At 70.2% G+C, this 18,192-nt stretch carries 19 protein-coding genes; 13 read left to right on the forward strand and 6 right to left on the reverse strand.

What is annotated here, in order from left to right:
- Positions 1-184: 184 nt before the first annotated feature.
- Entirely contained in the window at positions 185-883 is a 699-nt protein-coding gene (locus tag BLW57_RS02920) for an alpha/beta fold hydrolase (RefSeq protein ID WP_093471901.1), read from the forward strand.
- Positions 884-1,007: 124 nt separating this feature from the next.
- The gene (locus BLW57_RS02925; RefSeq protein WP_093471903.1) at positions 1,008-2,048 is read left to right on the forward strand and encodes a vWA domain-containing protein; all 1,041 of its coding nucleotides are present in this window, start codon (positions 1,008-1,010) and stop codon (positions 2,046-2,048) included.
- A 164-nt stretch (positions 2,049-2,212) separates the two neighbouring features.
- Here BLW57_RS02925 and BLW57_RS41205 read toward each other — a convergent pair whose 3' ends face one another.
- Genes BLW57_RS41205 through BLW57_RS02935 form a run of 3 tightly spaced genes read right to left on the reverse strand, consistent with a single transcriptional unit; the run spans position 2,213 to position 4,518 of the window.
- Positions 2,213-2,356: a hypothetical protein gene (locus tag BLW57_RS41205; protein ID WP_176985430.1), complete on the reverse strand. Its 144-nt coding sequence runs from the start codon at positions 2,354-2,356 to the stop codon at positions 2,213-2,215.
- 31 nt (positions 2,357-2,387) lie between these two features.
- The gene (locus BLW57_RS02930; protein WP_093471904.1) at positions 2,388-3,839 is read right to left on the reverse strand and encodes a sensor histidine kinase; all 1,452 of its coding nucleotides are present in this window, start codon (positions 3,837-3,839) and stop codon (positions 2,388-2,390) included.
- Positions 3,832-4,518 carry a response regulator transcription factor gene (locus BLW57_RS02935; protein ID WP_093471906.1) on the reverse strand — a complete coding sequence of 229 codons (687 nt, stop codon included), beginning with the start codon at positions 4,516-4,518 and terminating at the stop codon, positions 3,832-3,834. The genes BLW57_RS02930 and BLW57_RS02935 overlap by 8 nt, the downstream gene beginning before the upstream one ends.
- Before the next feature lie 159 nt (positions 4,519-4,677).
- Here BLW57_RS02935 and BLW57_RS02940 point away from each other — a divergent pair, with 159 nt between their 5' ends.
- The 4 genes from BLW57_RS02940 (at position 4,678) to BLW57_RS02955 (ending at position 7,529) form a co-directional block, all read left to right on the forward strand.
- Entirely contained in the window at positions 4,678-5,358 is a 681-nt protein-coding gene (locus tag BLW57_RS02940; RefSeq protein ID WP_176985431.1) for a PepSY domain-containing protein, read from the forward strand.
- A 461-nt stretch (positions 5,359-5,819) separates the two neighbouring features.
- Positions 5,820-6,602 (forward strand): hypothetical protein, encoded by a 783-nt coding sequence (locus tag BLW57_RS02945; protein WP_093471909.1) that lies wholly within the window; start codon positions 5,820-5,822, stop codon positions 6,600-6,602.
- A gap of 20 nt (positions 6,603-6,622) precedes the next feature.
- A complete protein-coding gene (locus BLW57_RS02950) occupies positions 6,623-7,201 on the forward strand; it encodes a hypothetical protein (protein WP_093471910.1) in 579 nt (192 codons plus the stop codon).
- Between the two features lie 142 nt (positions 7,202-7,343).
- A complete protein-coding gene (locus tag BLW57_RS02955) occupies positions 7,344-7,529 on the forward strand; it encodes a hypothetical protein (RefSeq protein WP_093471912.1) in 186 nt (61 codons plus the stop codon).
- A 186-nt stretch (positions 7,530-7,715) separates the two neighbouring features.
- On the opposite strand, the gene BLW57_RS02960 is transcribed toward BLW57_RS02955, so the two are convergent.
- Complete coding sequence (locus tag BLW57_RS02960; protein WP_093471913.1) at positions 7,716-8,606, reverse strand: haloalkane dehalogenase; 891 nt, start codon at positions 8,604-8,606, stop codon at positions 7,716-7,718.
- A gap of 628 nt (positions 8,607-9,234) precedes the next feature.
- Between BLW57_RS02960 and BLW57_RS02965 the strand changes: the two genes are divergently transcribed.
- The 6 genes from BLW57_RS02965 (at position 9,235) to BLW57_RS02990 (ending at position 15,702) form a co-directional block, all read left to right on the forward strand.
- The gene (locus BLW57_RS02965) at positions 9,235-9,831 is read left to right on the forward strand and encodes a hypothetical protein (protein WP_093471915.1); all 597 of its coding nucleotides are present in this window, start codon (positions 9,235-9,237) and stop codon (positions 9,829-9,831) included.
- Positions 9,832-9,938: 107 nt separating this feature from the next.
- On the forward strand, positions 9,939-10,757 hold the full coding sequence (locus BLW57_RS02970; RefSeq protein ID WP_093471916.1) for a hypothetical protein: 819 nt from the start codon (positions 9,939-9,941) through the stop codon (positions 10,755-10,757).
- 40 nt (positions 10,758-10,797) lie between these two features.
- Entirely contained in the window at positions 10,798-13,044 is a 2,247-nt protein-coding gene (locus BLW57_RS02975; RefSeq protein WP_093471918.1) for a PEP/pyruvate-binding domain-containing protein, read from the forward strand.
- Positions 13,045-13,073: 29 nt separating this feature from the next.
- On the forward strand, positions 13,074-13,952 hold the full coding sequence (locus BLW57_RS02980; protein WP_093471919.1) for a UbiA family prenyltransferase: 879 nt from the start codon (positions 13,074-13,076) through the stop codon (positions 13,950-13,952).
- 35 nt (positions 13,953-13,987) lie between these two features.
- A complete protein-coding gene (locus BLW57_RS02985) occupies positions 13,988-14,638 on the forward strand; it encodes a glycerol-3-phosphate acyltransferase (RefSeq protein ID WP_176985432.1) in 651 nt (216 codons plus the stop codon).
- Complete coding sequence (locus tag BLW57_RS02990) at positions 14,635-15,702, forward strand: polyprenyl synthetase family protein (protein ID WP_093471923.1); 1,068 nt, start codon at positions 14,635-14,637, stop codon at positions 15,700-15,702. The genes BLW57_RS02985 and BLW57_RS02990 overlap by 4 nt, the downstream gene beginning before the upstream one ends.
- On the opposite strand, the gene BLW57_RS02995 is transcribed toward BLW57_RS02990, so the two are convergent.
- The gene (locus BLW57_RS02995; RefSeq protein WP_093471924.1) at positions 15,669-16,349 is read right to left on the reverse strand and encodes a glycerol-3-phosphate acyltransferase; all 681 of its coding nucleotides are present in this window, start codon (positions 16,347-16,349) and stop codon (positions 15,669-15,671) included. The two genes, BLW57_RS02990 and BLW57_RS02995, sit on opposite strands and share 34 nt — an antisense overlap.
- Positions 16,350-16,695: 346 nt before the next feature.
- Between BLW57_RS02995 and BLW57_RS03000 the strand changes: the two genes are divergently transcribed.
- Complete coding sequence (locus tag BLW57_RS03000) at positions 16,696-17,070, forward strand: VOC family protein (RefSeq protein WP_093471926.1); 375 nt, start codon at positions 16,696-16,698, stop codon at positions 17,068-17,070.
- A 67-nt stretch (positions 17,071-17,137) separates the two neighbouring features.
- Here the strand turns inward: BLW57_RS03000 and BLW57_RS03005 are convergent, their stop codons facing one another.
- Positions 17,138-18,055, reverse strand: coding sequence for a DUF6891 domain-containing protein (locus tag BLW57_RS03005; protein WP_093471927.1), 918 nt, complete (start codon positions 18,053-18,055; stop codon positions 17,138-17,140).
- Positions 18,056-18,192: the final 137 nt, after the last annotated feature.

Genomic DNA, 18,192 nt, shown 5'->3' on the forward strand with positions numbered 1-18,192 from the left:
CCGCCGTGCGTTCCGCAACGGATGAAGGGCTTCACCTGTTCCGGCTCGCGGATGTTCCCTCGTCCGCGGACGGCCGGGCGGCCCAACGCCGCGTCGGCGGGGAGTACTTGCTCAGCACCCGATACGGCTGGAGCATCAGCCGCACGACAACCCGTCCGTCGCCAGGGAGGAAGGCATCGAATCGATGGCGCGAGGTCACGACGGCCGACCGGCCGACCCGGCTCTATGGGTCCGGCACTGCCCGCAGCAGCCGGAAGCCGCGGTCATCACCCTTCACGGAGGACGGGCGGACGGCTACCAGACGTCACGGCCCTGGCATCTGGCGGCGCTGAGGATGCGTCCGGTCCTTCGCAGCGCGGCGTCGGCCGTCTCGCTCCAGGAAGCGGTGCTGGGACACGTCCGCTACCGACACCGGGGGTGGAACCACGAGGATCCCCTCCAGGACGCCTACCGCGCGCTCGACGAACTCGAACAGCTCGCGGGTCCGGTACCGGTGGTCCTCATCGGCCACTCCATGGGAGGCAGGGCGGCCTTGCGCGCGGCCTCCCATCCACGGGTACGGGGTGTCGTCGCCCTCGCCCCCTGGCTGCCACCGGAGGAACCCACGGCGCACCTGCGCGGCAAACGCGCCGTCGTCCTGCACGGCGACCGCGACACCGTGACCAGTCCGGACGCCTCCCTGCGCTACGTCCGACGGGCCCGGCTCTCGGAGTCCCGCGCGGGCATCGTCCTGATCCGGCACGGCGACCACGCGATGCTGCGCCGGGCCGCCCTGTGGCACCGCTGTGTCGGCGGACTGGTCGCGGACCTGCTGCACCCGCGGGAGAGCCCGTCGGGACTGGCCGCCGAGAGCTACGCGGCCACCCTCCCTCTCCTGCTGTAGGCAATCGGGCCGACCTGCCCCTCGACGCTCTCCGCCGGTCTCCGCGCGCGGTCGGCGGTCAAGATCGATTGTCAGTGGTGGATGGGAGAGTAGGAGCATCAAGACGGAACGAGGGGGAGCTGTCATGTCAGGAACCCAGAACTACATCAACCACGTCGCCCTGGTGCTGGACGCAAGCTCGTCCATGAGACATCTGAGCAGCAAGGTCATCGAGGTCGCCGACCAGCAGATCGCCTATCTCGCCCGCCGGTCCAGGGAACTGGACCAGGAGACCCGCGTCACGGTGTACGTCTTCGCCGACAAGGTGGAGTGCGTCATCTACGACAAGGACGTGCTGCGGATGCCGTCGCTGAAGCAGCTGTACCGGGTCGGCGGCATGACGGCCCTGCTGGCGGCCGCGCTGAAGTCGCAGGCGGAGCTGGCACAGACGGCCCAACTGTACGGCGACCACAGCTTCCTGACGTTCGTCCTCACCGACGGTCAGGAGAACGCGAGTCACCGCTGTCCCGACGCCCCCACCAGGGATCCTCGTGAACTGGTGCGGGCCGTGGCCGAGATGATCGAGACGCAGCAGGACAACTGGACACTGGCCGTCCTCGTGCCGGACCAGATGGGCAAGCGCGAGGCCATGCGCTGCGGCTTCCCGAAGGACAACATCGCCATCTGGGACGCCACGAGCACCCAGGGTCTGGAGGAGGCCGGCCAGGTCATCCGGGAGGCCACCGAGAAGTTCATGGTGGGCCGCACCAAGGGCATCCGGGGGTCGCGCGCGGTGTTCTCCGTGGGCGCCGAGGCGGTCAACAAGGACACCATCAAGGCGGCCGGCCTCACTCCGGTGGATCCGACGCAGTACGAGCTGATCCCGGTGGCCCGGGACGCGGCGATCCGGGAATGGGTCGTGGAGAGCGGCCACACCTACCGCACGGGTGGCGCCTTCTACCAGTTGAGCAAGTCGGAGAAGATCCAGGCGCGGAAGCAGATAGCGGTGCTGGAGAAGAAGACGGACCGGGTGTACACGGGCCCGGAGGCCCGAGCCCTGCTCGGCCTGCCGGACGTGGAGGTGCGCGTCAAGCCGGACCACAACGACGACTTCACGATCTTCGTGCAGAGCACCAGCGTGAACCGGAAGCTGGTGCCGAACACCCGTCTGCTGCTGATGAACTGACGCCTCGAAGGTCCGCCGCGCTTACGTGATCCCCCCGGGTGGCCGTCAAGGCGCCGCCGCCCTGGCCGGCCTCGATCGGGGCCGGCCGCTCGCCTCACGTGACGGGTCCTCGGCCACCGGGCGCAGGCGTATGGCGGCGTCAAGGCCGGGGCCGGGGGCCGGGCTCAGGGGGTGATGTCGCCGCCGGAGGCCTGGACGAGGTGGCGGACGACGGGCAGGCCGAGGCCGAGCAGGACCAGGTCCGGGGCGCCTCGGTGCCGGCCAGTCCGGCGGCACCGGTGCGGGCGTGGTCCACGGGACAACTGCATCGGCGGAGGACGGGGTTCGGCATGCCGAAGGTCAGCGAGCGCGGGGCAGGCTGATCCGGAAGGCGGCCCCTCCGGCGGGGGCGTCGGTCAGGGTCAGGGTCCCGTCGTGGCGGCTGACGACGTCGCGGGCGATGGCCAGGCCCAGGGCGGCTCCGCCCTCGTCGCGGCTACGGCCCTCGTCGAGGCGGACGAACCGTTCGAAGACACGCGTGCGGTCGGCCGGGGCGACGCCGTCTCCGTCGTCGGCCACGGTCAGCACGACGGCGTCGCCCACGGCGTCCACGGTCACGGTGATGCCGGTGGACGCATGCCGCTGGGCGTTGTCCAGCAGGTTCCCCAGCACCCGGGAGAGCTGGTTCCTGCTGCCCTTCACCTCCAGTGCGGTGTCGGCGGCGGTGACGGCGGGGGTGATGCGGTCGATCCGCGCCCGCCGTGCCACCTCTTCCCGCACCAGGGCATCCAGGTCGACCAGGGTGTCCAACGGCCGCTCGCCGGCGTCGAGGCGGGCGAGCAGCAGCAAATCGGCGGCCAGGTGCTGGAGGCGCACGACGTCCTGCAGCAGGTCGGGCACGTCGAGCAGCTCGGAGTGCTGTTCCGCCACCTCCAGTTGGGTGCGCAGGGAGGCGATGGGGCTGCGCAGTTCGTGGGAGGCGTCGGCGACGAAACGGTGCTGGCGCTCCACCGACTGCTCCAGCGCCGCCAGGGTCTGGTTGGTGGTGCGTGCCAGCCGGGCGATCTCGTCGCGCGAGCCGGGCTCGGGCACCCGGCGGGCCAGGTCGCCGCTGCCGGTGATCTCCGCCATCTCCGCCCGGATGCCCTCCACCGGCCCGAGCGCTCGCCGCGTGACCAGCCAGGTGACCCCCGCGACGACGACGAGGAGACACGGCAGACCTGTCAGCATCGCGCGGACGACCTGGTCCGACGTGGCCTGTTCGTCCGCCAGCGAGGCCCCCGCGTACACGGTGTAGGTACGGCCGTCGTACGTCGTTCCCTGGACGGCCGCGAACCGGTACTCGTGGGACTCGTCGCCCACCCGCACGGTGAGCGTCCTGCGTCCGACCTCGGTGCCGACCTTGCCGCGCGCCGGGGTGCTGTCGTGCCCGTGGTCGTCGTTGTCGTCGTCGTCCTCGTGCCTGCCGCCCGACGCCGTGCCCTCGGGTGCGGGTGCGGGCGCGTAGTCGCTGATCACGCCGCGGCCGCGCAGTTCGTCACCGGCGGCCACTACCTTGCCCGACGCGTCGGCGACCTGCACGAGGTCGTCCTCGTCGTCGGGCAGGTCGAGGGTGCCGAAGTCGCCGTTCAGCGCGGCCTGGGCACCCGCCACGGTGCGGGCGGTGACCTCGGCCTCCAGGCCGGCCCGCTCGGTGAGGTTGTGCCGCAGGACGGCGACGACGAGGATGCCCGCGGCGACGAGAGCGATCGAGACGACCGCGGTGGCGGCCAGCGCGGCGCGGGCGCGCACGGAGGCGAACGGTCTAGGCATGACGGCCCCCGTCGGCTTCCAGCCGGTAGCCCGCTCCGCGCAGGGTCGTGATCGACCGCCGTCCGAAGGGCACGTCGATCTTTCGGCGCAGGGCGCTGACGTAGACCTCGACGATGTTGGGGTCGCCGTCGTAGGCGAAGTCCCATACGTGATCGAGGATGTCGCTCTTCGACACCACCTGCCCGGCGTGCACGGCGAGGTGTTCCAGCACCGCGAACTCCTTGGCCGTCAGGGCGATGTCCGCCCCGGCGCGCTCCGCGCGCCTCGCGGCGGGGTCGACCGTCAGGTCCCCGATGCGCAGCACCTGGACGCCGGCCCGGGTGCGGCGGCGCAGCAGCGCGCGGATACGGGCGAGCAGCACCACGTACGAGAACGGCTTGGTGAGGTAGTCGTCCGCGCCGGTGTCGAGGCCCTCCGCCTCGTCGTACTCACCGTCCTTGGCGGTGAGCATGAGGATCGGGGTGTCGTGGCCCGCGGCCCGCAACTGTGCGCACACGCGGTAGCCGTTGAGGCCGGGCAGCATGATGTCGAGGACGATCAGGTCGTAGTCCTGCTCCCGCGCGAGATGCAGACCTGTGACGCCGTCATGGGTGACGTCCACGGCGAAGCCCTCGGCACCGAGTCCACGGGCCAGGGCGGTGGCGAGACGTCTCTCGTCCTCGACGATCAGCAGGCGCATGCCTCCAGCGCCGCAGACCCTTGCTGAAGGGATCTCCAGGAACCTCCAGCGTGGCTTCAGGATCGCTCGTCGATGGTGGTCGGCGTCGGGACGGCACACACCGTCCCGCACTCGTCCAGAGCCTCGTCCGGAGGCTCGTCCGAGAAGGGAGACTTCCTCATGAGGGCTCGTTCGCACACGCCGGCCGGTCGTCGGCGCACCGTCGCCACCGTGCTCGCGGCCACGGTGGTGCTCGGCGGCGCGGGGGCCGCGACCGCCGTCGCCTTCGCCGAGGACGGCGATCACAGGGGGTTGGAGACGGCCGCGGCCGGCTCGGCCGGGACCGACCGCGACGACCACGGCGACCACGGCAGTGACCGCACGATCGTCAAGGCCGGCAAGGTCGATCTGAAGCAGGCCGTGGCGGATGCCACCCGGTCCACGGCGGGCACGGTCACCGAGATCGAACTCGACGACAGCCTGAGCAAGCCGGTCTGGAAGGCCGAGGTCGTCGACGCCAGGGGCACCGAGCGCGAGTTCACCGTCGACGCCACCGACGGCATGGTCACCGCCACCGCCACGGCGAAGGACGACGACTCCGACGATGACGCCGCCCTCGCCAAGTCCGCGGGGACCGACGTGACCAGGGCCGTGGACGCGGCGCTCGCCAGGATCAAGGGCACCGCGACCGCGGCGGAACTCGAAGGCGAACACGGCACGCCCGTCTGGCACGTCGACGTGACGGACGCAAAGGGTCGCGACCACGAGGTCACCGTCGGGGCCCGGTCCGGCAAGGTCACGGCCTCGGAGGCCGACGACCACCACCGGCACGGCGACTCCGACGACCGCGACGACGACTGACGGCAGAGGACGGAGGTACTGGTGTACTGACGTGCCGCGAACCGGGCGGGGACCGCTCCGGCGGACACCCCCGCCCCGCCCGGACCCCACTGGCTCACGGATTGCGATGCGAAACGACGGCAATCTCGTTGCCACGAACGGGGGTTGACCGGCCCGGTCAGAGCGGCTGCCCGACGGAGGGGTCGCCGGTGTCTCAGGAAGTCGAACGTCCCAAAGCCCTCGTCGTGTCCCACAAAGTAGACGGAACCCCTGAAGCCGCCGCCGCCGAACACCTCGTAGAGCTCCTTGGAGTCCTCTGGCAGCGGAACCCCCGGCTTCCCCTCGATCGCCGCCCAGTCGACGGAGAACGTGCCCGTCAGGCCCTTGACCGGGTGCCGCTTCGACGGAGGATGGGGCAGAGAGGGTCTGCGTGGTGAAGTGTAGGACTCTGACAACTCCGACAGCAGGGAGCGTTTCTTCCGATGGCCGCACAGCCCGCACGCCCTGAGAGCAGCGGTCCCGAGACCGCCTCGGTCATGGATGTCTCGCCGTTCAAGCCTTCTCTCGTCAAAGCGGTGTTCAGGGACGTGACCCCGATGCACCTCTCTCGATCAGCCGCGTGGGCCGCCGCGTCGGTGACGCGGACCGTGCTGAAGGAGATCATCGACGGCGCGAGGAGTGCGGCGGCGGAACAGGCCCGGAAGAAGCTGATTCCCGGGGACCTTCTCTCGGCGATCGAGCGGAACGTCGAGCTCGAGGTGGGGGTCGAGTGGTACGACCACAGCCCGACGTTCCAAGGCCTGACCGGTGTCCTGTACGACGCCGAGGGTGTCATCGTGCCTTCTCGTAAACGCAGCAGGTCGCGCAAACCGAGTGCTGTGGTCGGTGCCCACAGGTTCGAGGCCGGGGTCAGGAAGCTGCTGCGGAGCCAGGGGACGACGGCCGTCCCAGCGCTGGTCCGCGACCTGGACGGAATCGCGAGCGTGTTCCTGACGGACCTCGCCCGGGACGCGGCCAGGGTCGTCCGAGAGGGCGGGGTCAGACGTGTTGGTACGGTCACCCTGGTGATGTCGGGTGAACCGGCCCCACCTCCGTCCCTCAAGGATTCCTTCCGGGCCCCGGCCGCCCGCAGGGAGGACGGGCGGACCATCGGCAGGGATGACGTCCTTGCCGCCACCACGATTCAGTTGTTCGGCGGCAACCTCAGGCAGCGAGCCCTCACCGAAGCACGCGAGGCGACACAGAGTCAGCGCCGGTCTCGATGACGGTGCCGTTGAAGGGAATCATGCACCGCTCCGCCACCATATCCACCGCCCTCATCACCGTCTGCTGTCTCGCGCCTCTCACCGCCTGCACCGGCGGCGACAACAACAACAGCAGCCCGAAGCCGAGTGCGCGTGCGGCGCTCAAGCTGAACCAGAGCGCCGACACTGCCGGTGCCGGGGGCGGTGGGACCCTGCGTATCACCCCCGACACCGTGCTCTACCTCCGCAGGACGAGCAGCGGCACCCCCGAGCGCGACCTGTACGCCATCGTCACCTTCAGCGCCGAGAACCGCTCCAAGAGACCGGTGACGGCCACGACAAAGACCGGTGGCTTCCGCTGGAAGGCAGCCAACGGGCGCACCGTCAGCGCAGGGAACAGCAAGAGCGCGGCGAGGATCGCACCCACGGGTTTCGCCGACGGCGGCCCGACCGTCACCAGTGGCACCTTCCGCAGAAACACTGTCGCCTTCGACATCACCAACGCGGAGAGGGGCGGCACCCTCCTGTACGTCGACGGCAACGGTGACGCCTTTCGATGGCAGATCCCCGCCACCAGTTCTGGGCGTGCCGTATCGGCGTTGAAGCTTGCTCTCACTTGAGTGATCCCCGAGCAGGGGATCCAACCCGAACCGCTTCCCTGTGGCGGAGCGGTGCAGATCCGTACCTTGGCCTCTTGAACCACCGATGGAGGTGAGTACGGATACTCAGGCTCCCCGGCCCGCGTTCGGGAAGGCTGGGTCAATGACCGCCTCCCGTCCGCACCGATACCCCGTCCTGCCGCGCGTACTGGGCGCGGCTGCCGCGGGAGCGGTACTGGCCACCGGTGCCCGGTGCTACCTCTCCTGGTCCGACCAGCACAGCGGCCGGGCCTGTCAGGCGACCGACAGCCTCTGCATGACCTGGTGGGACGTGACGGCCGTCCCCTGATCCTCACAGCCGCGGCCCGGACCACCGTCATCGAAGAGATGACGGCCCGCCTGGGCCCGGGGCCGGTTGCCGCCCCCACGACGGCGTACGTCTTTCGCGGCGCGTCCTGAGCGCAAGAGGGCCTGCGCCGGTACCCGCCGCGCCTGAGCGCGATCTGGCCCGGGCTACGCGACTACCGTGACCCCGTCACTCCGCGTCGGATAGACCACTCAACCAGGCCGCGAGAGCCGCGCCGATCTCGTCGGGGGCGTCCTCCTGCACCATGTGGCCGCCTCGGACGGTCAGGTGTGTCTGGTTCGGCCAGGCCCGGGCGACGGCCCGGTGCGAGGCGAACATGGCCCCCGGAACGGCCTCGATGAACAACTTGGGCACCGTCGACTTCGCCAGCCATGCGGCATAGCGCATGATCGCGTCGTGCACCTCGCGCGGCTCGCCCGCGACGGGCACCTCGCGGGGCCACGTCAGCGTCGGCCTGCGCGATTCCCCGGGCTCCGCGTAAGGGCGGCGGTACACGGCCATCTCCGCCTCCGACAGACCTCGCAGCACCTCCGTGGGCAGAACCTCCTCGACGAAGAAGTTCCGGTCGAGGACCATGCCCTCGCCCTCGGCGGAACGGATCGCCCGGAAGACGGGCACCGCGGACTCCGGCCAGTCGCTCCAGGAGTCGATCGGGGCCACGAACGCCTCCATGTAGGCGATGGCCCGGACGGCGGAGGGGTGACGGTACGCCCAGTCGAAGCCCAGGGCCGAACCCCAGTCCTGCACCACCAGGATCACCCGCTCCCGCACACCCAGCGCCTGGAGGAGCGCGTCGAGGAAACGGCGATGCTCCACGAAGCGGTACGAGCCCGGTCCGCTGTCGGGGAGCTTCACGGAGTCCCCCATCCCGATCAGGTCGGGGGCGATGCAGCGGCCCTTGTCCACCAGGTACGGCAGCACGTTCCGCCAGACGTACGACGACGTCGGGTTGCCGTGCAGGAACACGATCGGATCGCCTTCGCCCTCGTCGACGTACGCCATCTCGAGTCCGCCGACGTCGATACGGCGCTTCCGGTAGCGCTCCCCCGCCGAAATCACGCAGCCCCTCGCTTCCGCCGCTCCACCGCACGAGGTGATTATGGGCCGATTCGGCCGGAATGCCGTGGGAGTCGCGCCGAGCCCTTCGCCCGGACGGCATCACGCATGCCGGAGGGGGCAGGCGCGTCACCGGTTGTGCAAGGGCGTGCCGGGGCCGCCGGGGACGGTCACTCAGGTCGGAAGGTCGGCGATCGTTGCCGTGACCGCCGCCGGAACCGCGGCGAGGAGATCGGCCACCTCGATCCTGATGCTTCTGTCGGGCCGGCCGCTGCCGCAGTGCACACGCCCCGGGCCACGGGTGGCCGGGCAGTGCTGCCGGCAGGAGACGGTCCTCCGGAGGACCGAGGGAGGCGAAAGCGTTCACCCTGCCCAGGTCAGCGGGCCGAGCGGCCCCGGGTGCGGAGCGGGACCGATACGGGAGAAGCAGACATAGAACAAAATTACGATCGTACCGACCCCTTGACCGAAGCCGACCCTGGCGGGAGCCTGCTTGGCCTGCGACGGGATCGGGGGGACTTCGAGCATGCCCGAAAGGGTTCTTCAGTATGTAGATTCACCGGATTACGCCCACGATCTGCGCGCCGTCCGCACCGTTTGGACGGCCCCCGGCATTCTGGGTGGAGCGGGCATGTTCATCTTCACCACCTACGTGACTCTCCCGCTGCTCACCCGCGTGGGATCGGCCGACGGCCGCGAAAGCGCGCTGATGCTGCGCAAGATCGCCGACGGTGGACGGGAGAGGCAGTTCCTGACGAGCCTGCTCGGCATCGGGGACGCGCACACGCGGGGCCCGGGCATAGCCGATCCCGCGGTGCGTCGGCGCATCGGTGAACTCGGTGCCGTCCACAGAGGGCTCCCGGGCATGAAAGGCGAATACCTCGACGTCTTCGCCGGTGTCATCGCCCTCTCGTACCCGCGCACCGCGGCCGCCCTGAAGTACCGCCCCGACACGGACGACTGTGACCGGTACTGGCGCTACTTACGCCATTCCCTGGCACTCTTCGGAGCCCAACTCGGCGAGCGGAAAACGGTTACCGACATGTGCGAGCGATTCGTGACGCGGCACTCCGGAGCCGACCGCCATGCCCACGCCTGTCTGGCCCAGCTCCGGGCCGCCCATCCCCGGCACATGACGACGTGCCACCGCGCCCTGTTCCCGGCAACGCGAAGAGTCGTCGGCACCACGCTCGCCGCAGAGCCGGACCGGCGCCGGTGCGTCTCATGACGGTCCTTCCGCGCACGGCCGGTCGCACCCGCACGGCGTTGCGGCTGCTCCCCGGATACGGCCGGCATTTGCTCCTTCACCCATATCGCAAGGGACTGCCCGCCGCAATGGGCGGCCGGGCGCTGGAAATCGCCGCCTACGACCTCTTCGTCGGCCTGCTGCTGGCCGGTTTCACCGAAGCGACCGGTCGGCGAACACGGCGGGGAACGGCGCAACTGCTCATCCTGGTCAACAGGATCGCCTTCCTGCTCGATGACGAATTCGAGCGCCGCGTCGGCCTTGAATCCGTGCACTTCGACGAACTCGCCCGGACCTCGGACATCGAGCAGGCCATCGTCAACATGCGTGCCCATCTCGACGCCACCTGTGACCCGGCCCGGCGCGACAGGATCCGCCGGGCGCTGCGCCGGACCGTCGACAAGGACTACCGGCGCTACGCCACCTCGATCGAGAGCCGAAGCACCACACCGTCGGTGGACGAGCTCCTGGAGGACGCGGAGGTCGACTGCGGCGTCGTCATGAGACAACTCGCCGAACTGATAGGCCTGTTCCAAGGACGTATCGCACCGCAAGGTGCTCTGGACGACTTCCACGCACTTGGCCTCGCCTGCCGTTTCGCCGACGACCTCAGGGACTGGCGGCACGACCACATGACAGGCGGGGCGAACATACTCCTGAGTCTCGTCGACCGGCACCCGATCGAAAGCCGGCGCCTCGCACGGGCACGGGAATCGGGCGTCCGGATGAGCGAGAAACAGTGGAGCCGTCGCTGCCCCGACGCATTCTCCGAGTTCACCCGCCTCTACGAGAGGCACTATGCGGTCATCCGCTCCCACTCCCTGCGCATCGCCGCGGATCTGATGATGGAGCCGGGCCGTGCCGGTCACCGCGCGAGAACCGACGGGCCGACAGCCGCCCGTGCATAGGTCCCGGGCGCGGAACACAGGCAACAGACAAGGAAGCCCCATGCGCAAACCGTCGGACCCGCCCACCACCCTGGCACTCACCGACGGCCGGGCGACGGATCCGCAGGTCACCGGGTACAAGGCGGCCACTCTCGCCCGGCTGCTGAGAGAGGGGTTCCCGTGCGCCGACGGCGTCGTCATCCCCACCTGGATCCACCGGCGACACCAAGAGGACACCGCCACCGCTCCGAACGGCCGGGCCGGCCACTTGGCCCCCCTGGAGCACGCCCTTGTGGAGATCACGGACCTCCATCCCACGGAGCCGCTCGCCGTACGGTCCTCCGGCACCGCCGAGGACACGGTCGAGGCCTCCTGCGCCGGCCTGCACACCAGCGTGCTCGACGTGACCGGACCCGACGCGCTGCGGACCGCTGTCCTGGAGTGCTGGGCGTCCGCGGAGAACCCCGCACGCGCCCGGTACGCGGGAGCCGTCGACGCTCCGCCCATGGCAGTCCTGGTGCAGCGCATGCTCGAACCCGAAGCGGCCGGCGCCGCCTTTGCCACCGGATCCGAGGGCGGCGGCCCAGGCGCGGTGTCAGTCTCCGCGGTACGGGGCCGTGCGGACCGACTGATGCAGGGAGAGTCGCCTGCCGACGAGTGGACGGTCACGGGCACCCACGCCGACCGCCTGCGGAGCACCTGCGCGGTCATCACCTCCGAACAGGCAGTTGCCGTGGCGGAGTTGACTCGGCGGGTTTCCGCGGCCCTGTCCTGTCGCGCCGAGATCGAGTGGGCCCTGCGCGACGGCGACATCACCCTGCTGCAAGCCCGGCCGGTGACCCACGCCGACGCGGTCGAGCCCGCCTGGCCGGTGCCGGCGCGCGGCGAGTGGCGGCGCGACATCCGCCTCGGTGAGTGGCTGCCGGAACCGGTGACCCCACTGTTCGCCACCTGGTTCCTGCCGGCAGTCGACCTGCGGTTCCGGCGCGCCCAGTGGCAGCGCAGCGGAGTGCTGGTGTCCACACCGTCGTACCGGATCGTCAACGGCTGGTACTACCACTCACCGCTCGGTGAACGCCGCTCCGTCGCACTGCTCGAAGGGATGCTCGTCAACCCCCGTTTCGCCTGCGCCATGCTCGCCGGCCGACACCGGCCGTCGGTCCCCGACAGGTTCGTCACGGCCAAGGAGACGGCCGCACTCGACCACCACACACGCCGGTACCGAGAGCTGCTGAGCTCGGTGACCGCCGGGTTCGAGTCGATGTCCGAACTCCAAGTGGCCGAGTTCGTGGACCGCGTCGTGGCGGTCGTCGGAGACTATCTGTGGCCGATGCTCCTGGTGGGCGGCGCCGCCTGGCGTGCCGAACAGGCGCTGGCCCGCTACTACCGGCGGCGGCTGCACCCTTCGCTGGGGGCGCCGTACCAGGAACTCCTGGTGGAGCGTGGACGGAGCGAACCGGCACCCGCGCACGCGGTCTCCACCCTGGACTGGTACCGGCCGACCCTCGGCGAAGTGGCCGAAGCACCCGATCCGCGGGCAGGCGCTCCCGTGACACGCGCCACCGGCGCCCTGCGGCTCGAGCAGGCGTGTCTGTCGGTGCTCCTGCAGCACAACACCGATCCGGCCCCTTTCCAGCGTCTGCTCACCCTCGCACGGGACAGTGCCCGCCGACGACGGCTGCACACCGGGAAGCTCACCGAACCCTGGCCGGTTCTCCGGCGGGCGCTGCACCGGCTCGGTACGGCGCTCGTGGACCAAGACGTCATCGACCGCCCGGAAGACGTGCACTTCCTGACCCTGCCCGAATTGCGGACCGCCCTCTCCACGGGATCGGGCACCTCCATGCGGGAGGCGGTCGCGGACCGGGTTTCCGCCTGGGCCCGTCAGCGCGCCTTGCGCCCGCCGTTGGCGCTGGGCACCGCGGCCTGCCTGCTCCCGCTCCTGCTCGGGCGTCCGACCACGGCGAGCGCGTCGGACGGCGACGTACTGCACGGCATCGGGGTCAGCCCCGGAAGGGCCACCGGCCGGGCCAGGATCGTCGACCATCCGGAGACAGCGCGGATGGCGGCCGGTGACATCCTCGTCGTCCGCTCCCTCGTGCCGGCGCTCGCTCCGCAGATCATGCGTGCCGCGGCGGTCGCCGCCGACGTGGGAAGTGTGGCCGCACACATGTCGGTCATCGCCCGCGAGTACGGCGTGCCTGCCGTCGTCGCCCTGCACTCGGTCACTCGGAGCATCCGTGACGGCGAGGTCATCACCGTGGACGGTACGACGGGCCGCGTACATCGGCGTGGGGCCGTGGGGTAACGCGGCGGACGAGGAGACGGAAACCATCCATGGCGCACAGCGCTTCCCACATGGGGACGGGGAATCGGCTCGCCGCAGCCTGCCGGATCACCCGTCCGATCACGTGTCTGTTGGCGGCGCTGTCCGCGGCGTGCGGCGGCAGTCTCGCGGGCCACCCGGCCGCGGCGGGCTGGGGCCGTGACACCCTGTCAATGGTGTCCATGGCCGGGGTGATGGGCGTCGCGAACGCCGTGAACGACATCGCCGACCTGCCGGCCGACCGGATCGGCAAGCCCTGGCGGCCCATAGCCTCCGGACAGCTGGGGGTCCGTACCGCCTGGTCCGTGGTCCTGGCGCTGGCGCTGCTGACCATGACGACCGCCGCCGCGCTGGGACCGACCCAGACACTTTTCGCCGGTGCACTGCTCCTGCTCGACCTCGCCTACTCCTACCGGCTCAAGGACACCGTGCTGGTCGGCAACCTCGTCGTCGGTGTGGTCTGTGGCGGCACATTGCTGTTCGGTGCCTCGGTCACCGGCGGACTCACCCTCCGACCCTGTGTGGCGGCCGGGACGGTCCTGCTGTTCGTGCTCGGCTACGAGATCGTCAAGACGTTGCAGGACAGCGCTGCCGACGGCGAGGCCGGCTTCCGCACGCTGGCCACGGTCTTCCGGCCGGAAGTGAGTGTCGGCGCCTACGCCACCGTGGCCGCCGCCCTGTGCTTGGCGGTGCTCGCCGTAGGCGCCCCGGTCAGTTCGGCACCCTCCCTGTTCCTCGTCTGTGCCGCCCCGTTCCTGATCACGCCGGTATGCCTGTGCGCCTGGATCCTGTGGACCTCACCGGATCGGGACGCCTCGACGGCGCGGGTGCTGCTCATTCTGCGCCTGGCCTGGTTCCCGGGCCTGTTCTCCCTTGCCCTGCTCAAGTAATGCCCTGCTCGAACGAGGTGTGTGGTGGATACCTGATGAACCTGACGAACCATGTGCATACGCATCACATCGCGCTGGTGACGGGCTATGCCGTCGTGAGCTATCTCATCGGCTGCGTCTCGACCAGTTACTACGTCACGAAGGCCCACATCGGGCAGGACATCCGCGACCTCGGCAGCGGGAACGCGGGCGCCCAGAACGTGGGCAAGGTCCTCGGCCGGCCCTGGTTCTTCGTCATCCTGCTCCTCGACATGCTCAAGGGCTACGTCGTCGTCCTCGGCGGTATCCACCTGGGCCTGTCGAGCACGGTCGTCACCCTGGGGATCGTCGCCGTCGTCTCCGGGCACATCTGGCCGGTGCACATGGGGTTCAGGGGCGGGATGGGCATCGCCACCTCGCTCGGTGCCGTTCTGGCGTTCCACTGGCTCGTGATGGCCGGCATCGTCGGGATCTTCGCCGCGACCTACTTTCCCCAGTTGTGGACCGGACGCACCGTGGCCCGCAAAGCGGCCGCAAGAAGTGCGGTCGCGGCGATCAATCTGACGGCCCTGTCGATGGTGCTGCTCAAGGAGCCGTTCATGAGCTGGTTCTCGCTCATCATCCTGGGCTTCGTCCACTACGCGGCCTACCGGTCACGCCTCGCAAGGGGCTGGCCGCGCCCGGCCAGGGACAGGGCGGCCGCATGAGCACCGCACTGCGCGAGCACTACTCGGACCAGTTGCACGCCATCGACGAGCGCATGCGCGCCGGCTTCGCGCTCTGGCCGTGGGGTCACCACGACCGTATGCGCGCCCTGGTGGAACGCCAAGTGGCCCGGAAGGGCAAACGGCTCCGGTCGCTGTTCGCCCTGCTCTGCGCGGAACTCCTCGGCGGCGACCTGGAGAAGGCGCAGCCGCTGGCCGCGGCCGTCGAGTTGTACCACGCCGCGTCACTGGTGCTCGACGACGTCCAGGACAACGCGGACTTCAGGGACCGCGACCGTGCCGTGCACGTCAGCGAGAGCGTCAGCAACGCGATCAACCTCGCCTGTGTCGTACGGTCGTTCGCGCACCATCCCCTGCACTGCTCCGATCTCACGCTGATCGAGAAGGACGGGGTGCGGCACCAGCTGGATGTGATGGCGACACTCGTGCCGCTCGGCCAGAGCATGGACATCGGGTGGCACCAGGGCTGGTACGACTTCCGTTCGGTGCCCTATGAGGAGCTGGTCCGGCTCAAGACCGGTGCGCCTTTCGCCTGTGTCGCCGCGGGTGCCGCCGTGACCGGTGGCCAGGACGAGGCCACGCGTGCGGCGATGGAACGGCTCGGCTACCGCGTCGGAATCCTCTACCAACTGGTCGACGACCACAACGACATGTTCCAGACCGCCGGGGACGGCGACGGGGAGGACGCATCGGGCCGCGTGCCGAGCGACCTCGTCGAGGGCAAGTTCACCAGACCGATCGGCTTGCTGTGCGAACGGCTGAGCGCGGACGGCCGTGAGGATCTGGCCGAACAGGTGGTGGCCCGGCTGCGGGATCCCGGCGGAGACGGTCCACGGTGGATTCTGGACCTCATGGCCGCCCACTCCGTCGCCTCACGAAGCGTCCGGGAGATCCACGACCGAGCGGTGGGCATCGAGCGGGACGCTGCGGCGCTCTCCCACGTTCACGGCGTCGCGACCGGCCGCATGTCGGAGTTCGTCCGTCATCTCGCCTCGATGGCCGGCGGGGGGTCTCACCCCTTCGAGGTGCTTCCGTCCCGGTCGTAGAGCAGTCGTTCCAGGTAGCGGGTCAGAGGCAGCCCCGCACGCATGTCCAATTCGTTGCCGAGGATCCGCTTCGCCCAGATGGGAGCGAGGACCGCGGCGACGGACGGCAGCGCCGCACGCCGCCTTCGGGTGAGCAGGGTGTCCGACAGCAACAGGAGTTGGGAAGCGAAGGCTCCGAGTCCCGACTCCCGGCAGGCATAGCCGAGAGTGGGGCCGCCGAGGATCAGGGCGGCCCCCCTCCAGTCGGTGCTCAGCAGCGCTCCGGTCGCCGGCATGATGCCCCGACCACCCGAACCCCTCAGAAAGGGCGACCAGTTGTGGCCGGCGACCACCAGTGCCGCATGCAGGGCAACCGTGTGCCGACTCCGCCCGGCCAACCTGGTGGCCGCGTATCCCTTGGCCATGTCCAGCGCCGCCACGGTCAGAAACGGCACGAGTCCCGCGGCCCGGTACGCCCCGGTCGCCGACACGCACTCCGGGTGTGCCGTGCGCAGGTCGACACCCACCGCACACCTGGTCACGAGCTGCGCGGACGGCAGCGCCCCGATGAGGAACGAGCAGCCGGCTCGCCACAGTCCCGCGCCGACGGGCATGACCGGTCTCGCTCCGACCGGTTCCGCGCTCTCGAAGACGACGCTGTCAGGCACCCTCAACTCCCCACGTCCGGCCGGGTCCGGTGCCCTGGGAGCCTGTCCCACGGCTGCGCCTTCATGCGCGGCGCCGACGACCGGTGCCCGCACCTTGATCGTGGTGGTGGCCGTGGAGGCGCGGCCGGGGCAGCCGTGTTTCGCCGTTGCCGCAGTCAGGGAGAACAACTAGGGTTGCTCGACGTGAACACCGGACCGGCACTACGCCACGCACGGATCGGCTACCCGGTGGAGGGCTGATCGCACGGTGGGTGCGCGAACGGCACCCCACTTCGGCACGCGGACCTCCCCGCGCTCGCGCACGACGAGTCCCTTTCCCGCGCGCAGCGACAGCGAGGTCAACCGCATGTCAGTCACGTTCAACCACACCATCATCGCCGCCAAGGATCGCGGTGAGTCGGCGCGGTTCTTCCGCGAACTGCTGGAACTTCCGGAAGCGCCGTCCTGGGGTCCGTTCATCAACATCCAGCTCCATGACGGGGTGCTGCTTCAGTTCGCCGAGCCGCCGGTGGAGATCCAGATGCAGCACTACGCGTTCCTGATCGACGACGACCTGTTCGACCGGGCGTACCGGCGACTGTGCGACCGCGGTGTCGAGCACTGGGCCGATCCGCAGATGCGACGCCCCGGTGAGATCAACGACGAACACGGCGGACGCGGGGTGTACTTCAAGGACCCCGCCGGTCACGCGATCGAGCTGATCACCCGTCCGTACCTGTAGGCGAGTCCGGTAACCGGGACGAAAGCCGGCCGGGCGCCCGAAACGCGGCGCCCGGCCCGCGATCCGCCTAGCCGACAAGCCGGCGGCGCCAGTTCAGTGAGGTGACGGAGATGGCGCGGGCGGGGTCGCGGTCCCACTCGGCGTCGAGTCCGGCCGCTTCGAGGGCGGCCACCACCTCGTGCCCGATCGCCGTGGTGGTCTCGGACGAGCCGTCGAAGCCGCCGTACAGGAGCATCAGGCCGTGGCCGGACGCGGCGGAGTCGGTGCACTGGGAGTGGAAGTAGACGAAGCCGCGGGTGTCCGGACCGCCCTCGGCACCGATCTCGGCGTCACCGCAGTTGCGGCAGCAGGTGAAGTTCTCGCGGGCGGTGACACCGGCCTCCTGGAGGGCGGTGAACGCGCGGGTGAGCCGCTCGGGGTCCGTCTCGCCCTCCCAGGTGGCCTGCTCCGCGACGCGCTCCAGCCAGAGCCGGTCGGCCAGGGCGGTCGCCTGCTCGCGCGACACGGGCCGGTGGTCGCCGGTGACCAGGTATTCCTCGGCCAGCTCGGCCAGTTCGGCGCGGGAGGCGTAGCCGCCGGCCAGTACCTCACGAAGGCGGCTCTCCAGGTCCCGGCGGTCGCCCTCGTCCAGGTCGAGCGGCGGCACCTCGCGGACGGGGCCCATGTCCAGCGGCGACCAGGCGAAGCCGGCGTCCCAGCCGTCCTCCCGTCGGGCCCAGCCGGTCAGCGCGGCTGTCACGGCCTCCGGTGTGCCGGCCGTCGTCTGGAAGTGCCGGTCGGCGGCGCCGTCGCGGTGCTCCAGGGTGTAGTCGCCGCCGGTCTTGTGCCAGACCTGGGCGAAGACGTCGGGCAGGTCGGGTATCCGCTGGAGCACCAGGAACCGGTCGTCCTCGCCCCCGATGCGCCGCACCAGCCCGGCCAGTTCGTCGGCGGACACACGCTCGTGCCGCTGCCGGTTCTCCGTCTTCACCACGATCTCGAGCATGCACGCAGCCTGGCACACGCCACTGACATCGGGGCCGACGGGGCGTGCGGCCACGGCGGTCGGCCGGTCGCGACCACGCGGCACGGCCACTTCGTACGGACGGTGCCGGCGACCGGCGGGTGTTCAGCAGTCGAACA

It is taken from the genome of Streptomyces sp. 1222.5, assembly GCF_900105245.1.
Lineage (GTDB): Bacteria > Actinomycetota > Actinomycetes > Streptomycetales > Streptomycetaceae > Streptomyces > Streptomyces albidocamelliae.

What these genes read in the sequence shown, in the direction of transcription:
- BLW57_RS02920 (WP_093471901.1), top strand. Translation starts at nt 185, where the DNA reads ATGGCGCGAGGTCACGACGGCCGACCGGCCGACCCGGCTCTATGGGTC.
- BLW57_RS02925 (WP_093471903.1), top strand. Translation starts at nt 1,008, where the DNA reads ATGTCAGGAACCCAGAACTACATCAACCACGTCGCCCTGGTGCTGGAC.
- BLW57_RS41205 (WP_176985430.1), bottom strand. Translation starts at nt 2,356, where the DNA reads ATGCAGTTGTCCCGTGGACCACGCCCGCACCGGTGCCGCCGGACTGGC.
- BLW57_RS02930 (WP_093471904.1), bottom strand. Translation starts at nt 3,839, where the DNA reads ATGCCTAGACCGTTCGCCTCCGTGCGCGCCCGCGCCGCGCTGGCCGCC.
- BLW57_RS02935 (WP_093471906.1), bottom strand. Translation starts at nt 4,518, where the DNA reads ATGCGCCTGCTGATCGTCGAGGACGAGAGACGTCTCGCCACCGCCCTG.
- BLW57_RS02940 (WP_176985431.1), top strand. Translation starts at nt 4,678, where the DNA reads ATGAGGGCTCGTTCGCACACGCCGGCCGGTCGTCGGCGCACCGTCGCC.
- BLW57_RS02945 (WP_093471909.1), top strand. Translation starts at nt 5,820, where the DNA reads ATGGCCGCACAGCCCGCACGCCCTGAGAGCAGCGGTCCCGAGACCGCC.
- BLW57_RS02950 (WP_093471910.1), top strand. Translation starts at nt 6,623, where the DNA reads ATGCACCGCTCCGCCACCATATCCACCGCCCTCATCACCGTCTGCTGT.
- BLW57_RS02955 (WP_093471912.1), top strand. Translation starts at nt 7,344, where the DNA reads ATGACCGCCTCCCGTCCGCACCGATACCCCGTCCTGCCGCGCGTACTG.
- BLW57_RS02965 (WP_093471915.1), top strand. Translation starts at nt 9,235, where the DNA reads ATGTTCATCTTCACCACCTACGTGACTCTCCCGCTGCTCACCCGCGTG.
- BLW57_RS02970 (WP_093471916.1), top strand. Translation starts at nt 9,939, where the DNA reads ATGGGCGGCCGGGCGCTGGAAATCGCCGCCTACGACCTCTTCGTCGGC.
- BLW57_RS02975 (WP_093471918.1), top strand. Translation starts at nt 10,798, where the DNA reads ATGCGCAAACCGTCGGACCCGCCCACCACCCTGGCACTCACCGACGGC.
- BLW57_RS02980 (WP_093471919.1), top strand. Translation starts at nt 13,074, where the DNA reads ATGGCGCACAGCGCTTCCCACATGGGGACGGGGAATCGGCTCGCCGCA.
- BLW57_RS02985 (WP_176985432.1), top strand. Translation starts at nt 13,988, where the DNA reads ATGAACCTGACGAACCATGTGCATACGCATCACATCGCGCTGGTGACG.
- BLW57_RS02990 (WP_093471923.1), top strand. Translation starts at nt 14,635, where the DNA reads ATGAGCACCGCACTGCGCGAGCACTACTCGGACCAGTTGCACGCCATC.
- BLW57_RS03000 (WP_093471926.1), top strand. Translation starts at nt 16,696, where the DNA reads ATGTCAGTCACGTTCAACCACACCATCATCGCCGCCAAGGATCGCGGT.
- BLW57_RS03005 (WP_093471927.1), bottom strand. Translation starts at nt 18,055, where the DNA reads ATGCTCGAGATCGTGGTGAAGACGGAGAACCGGCAGCGGCACGAGCGT.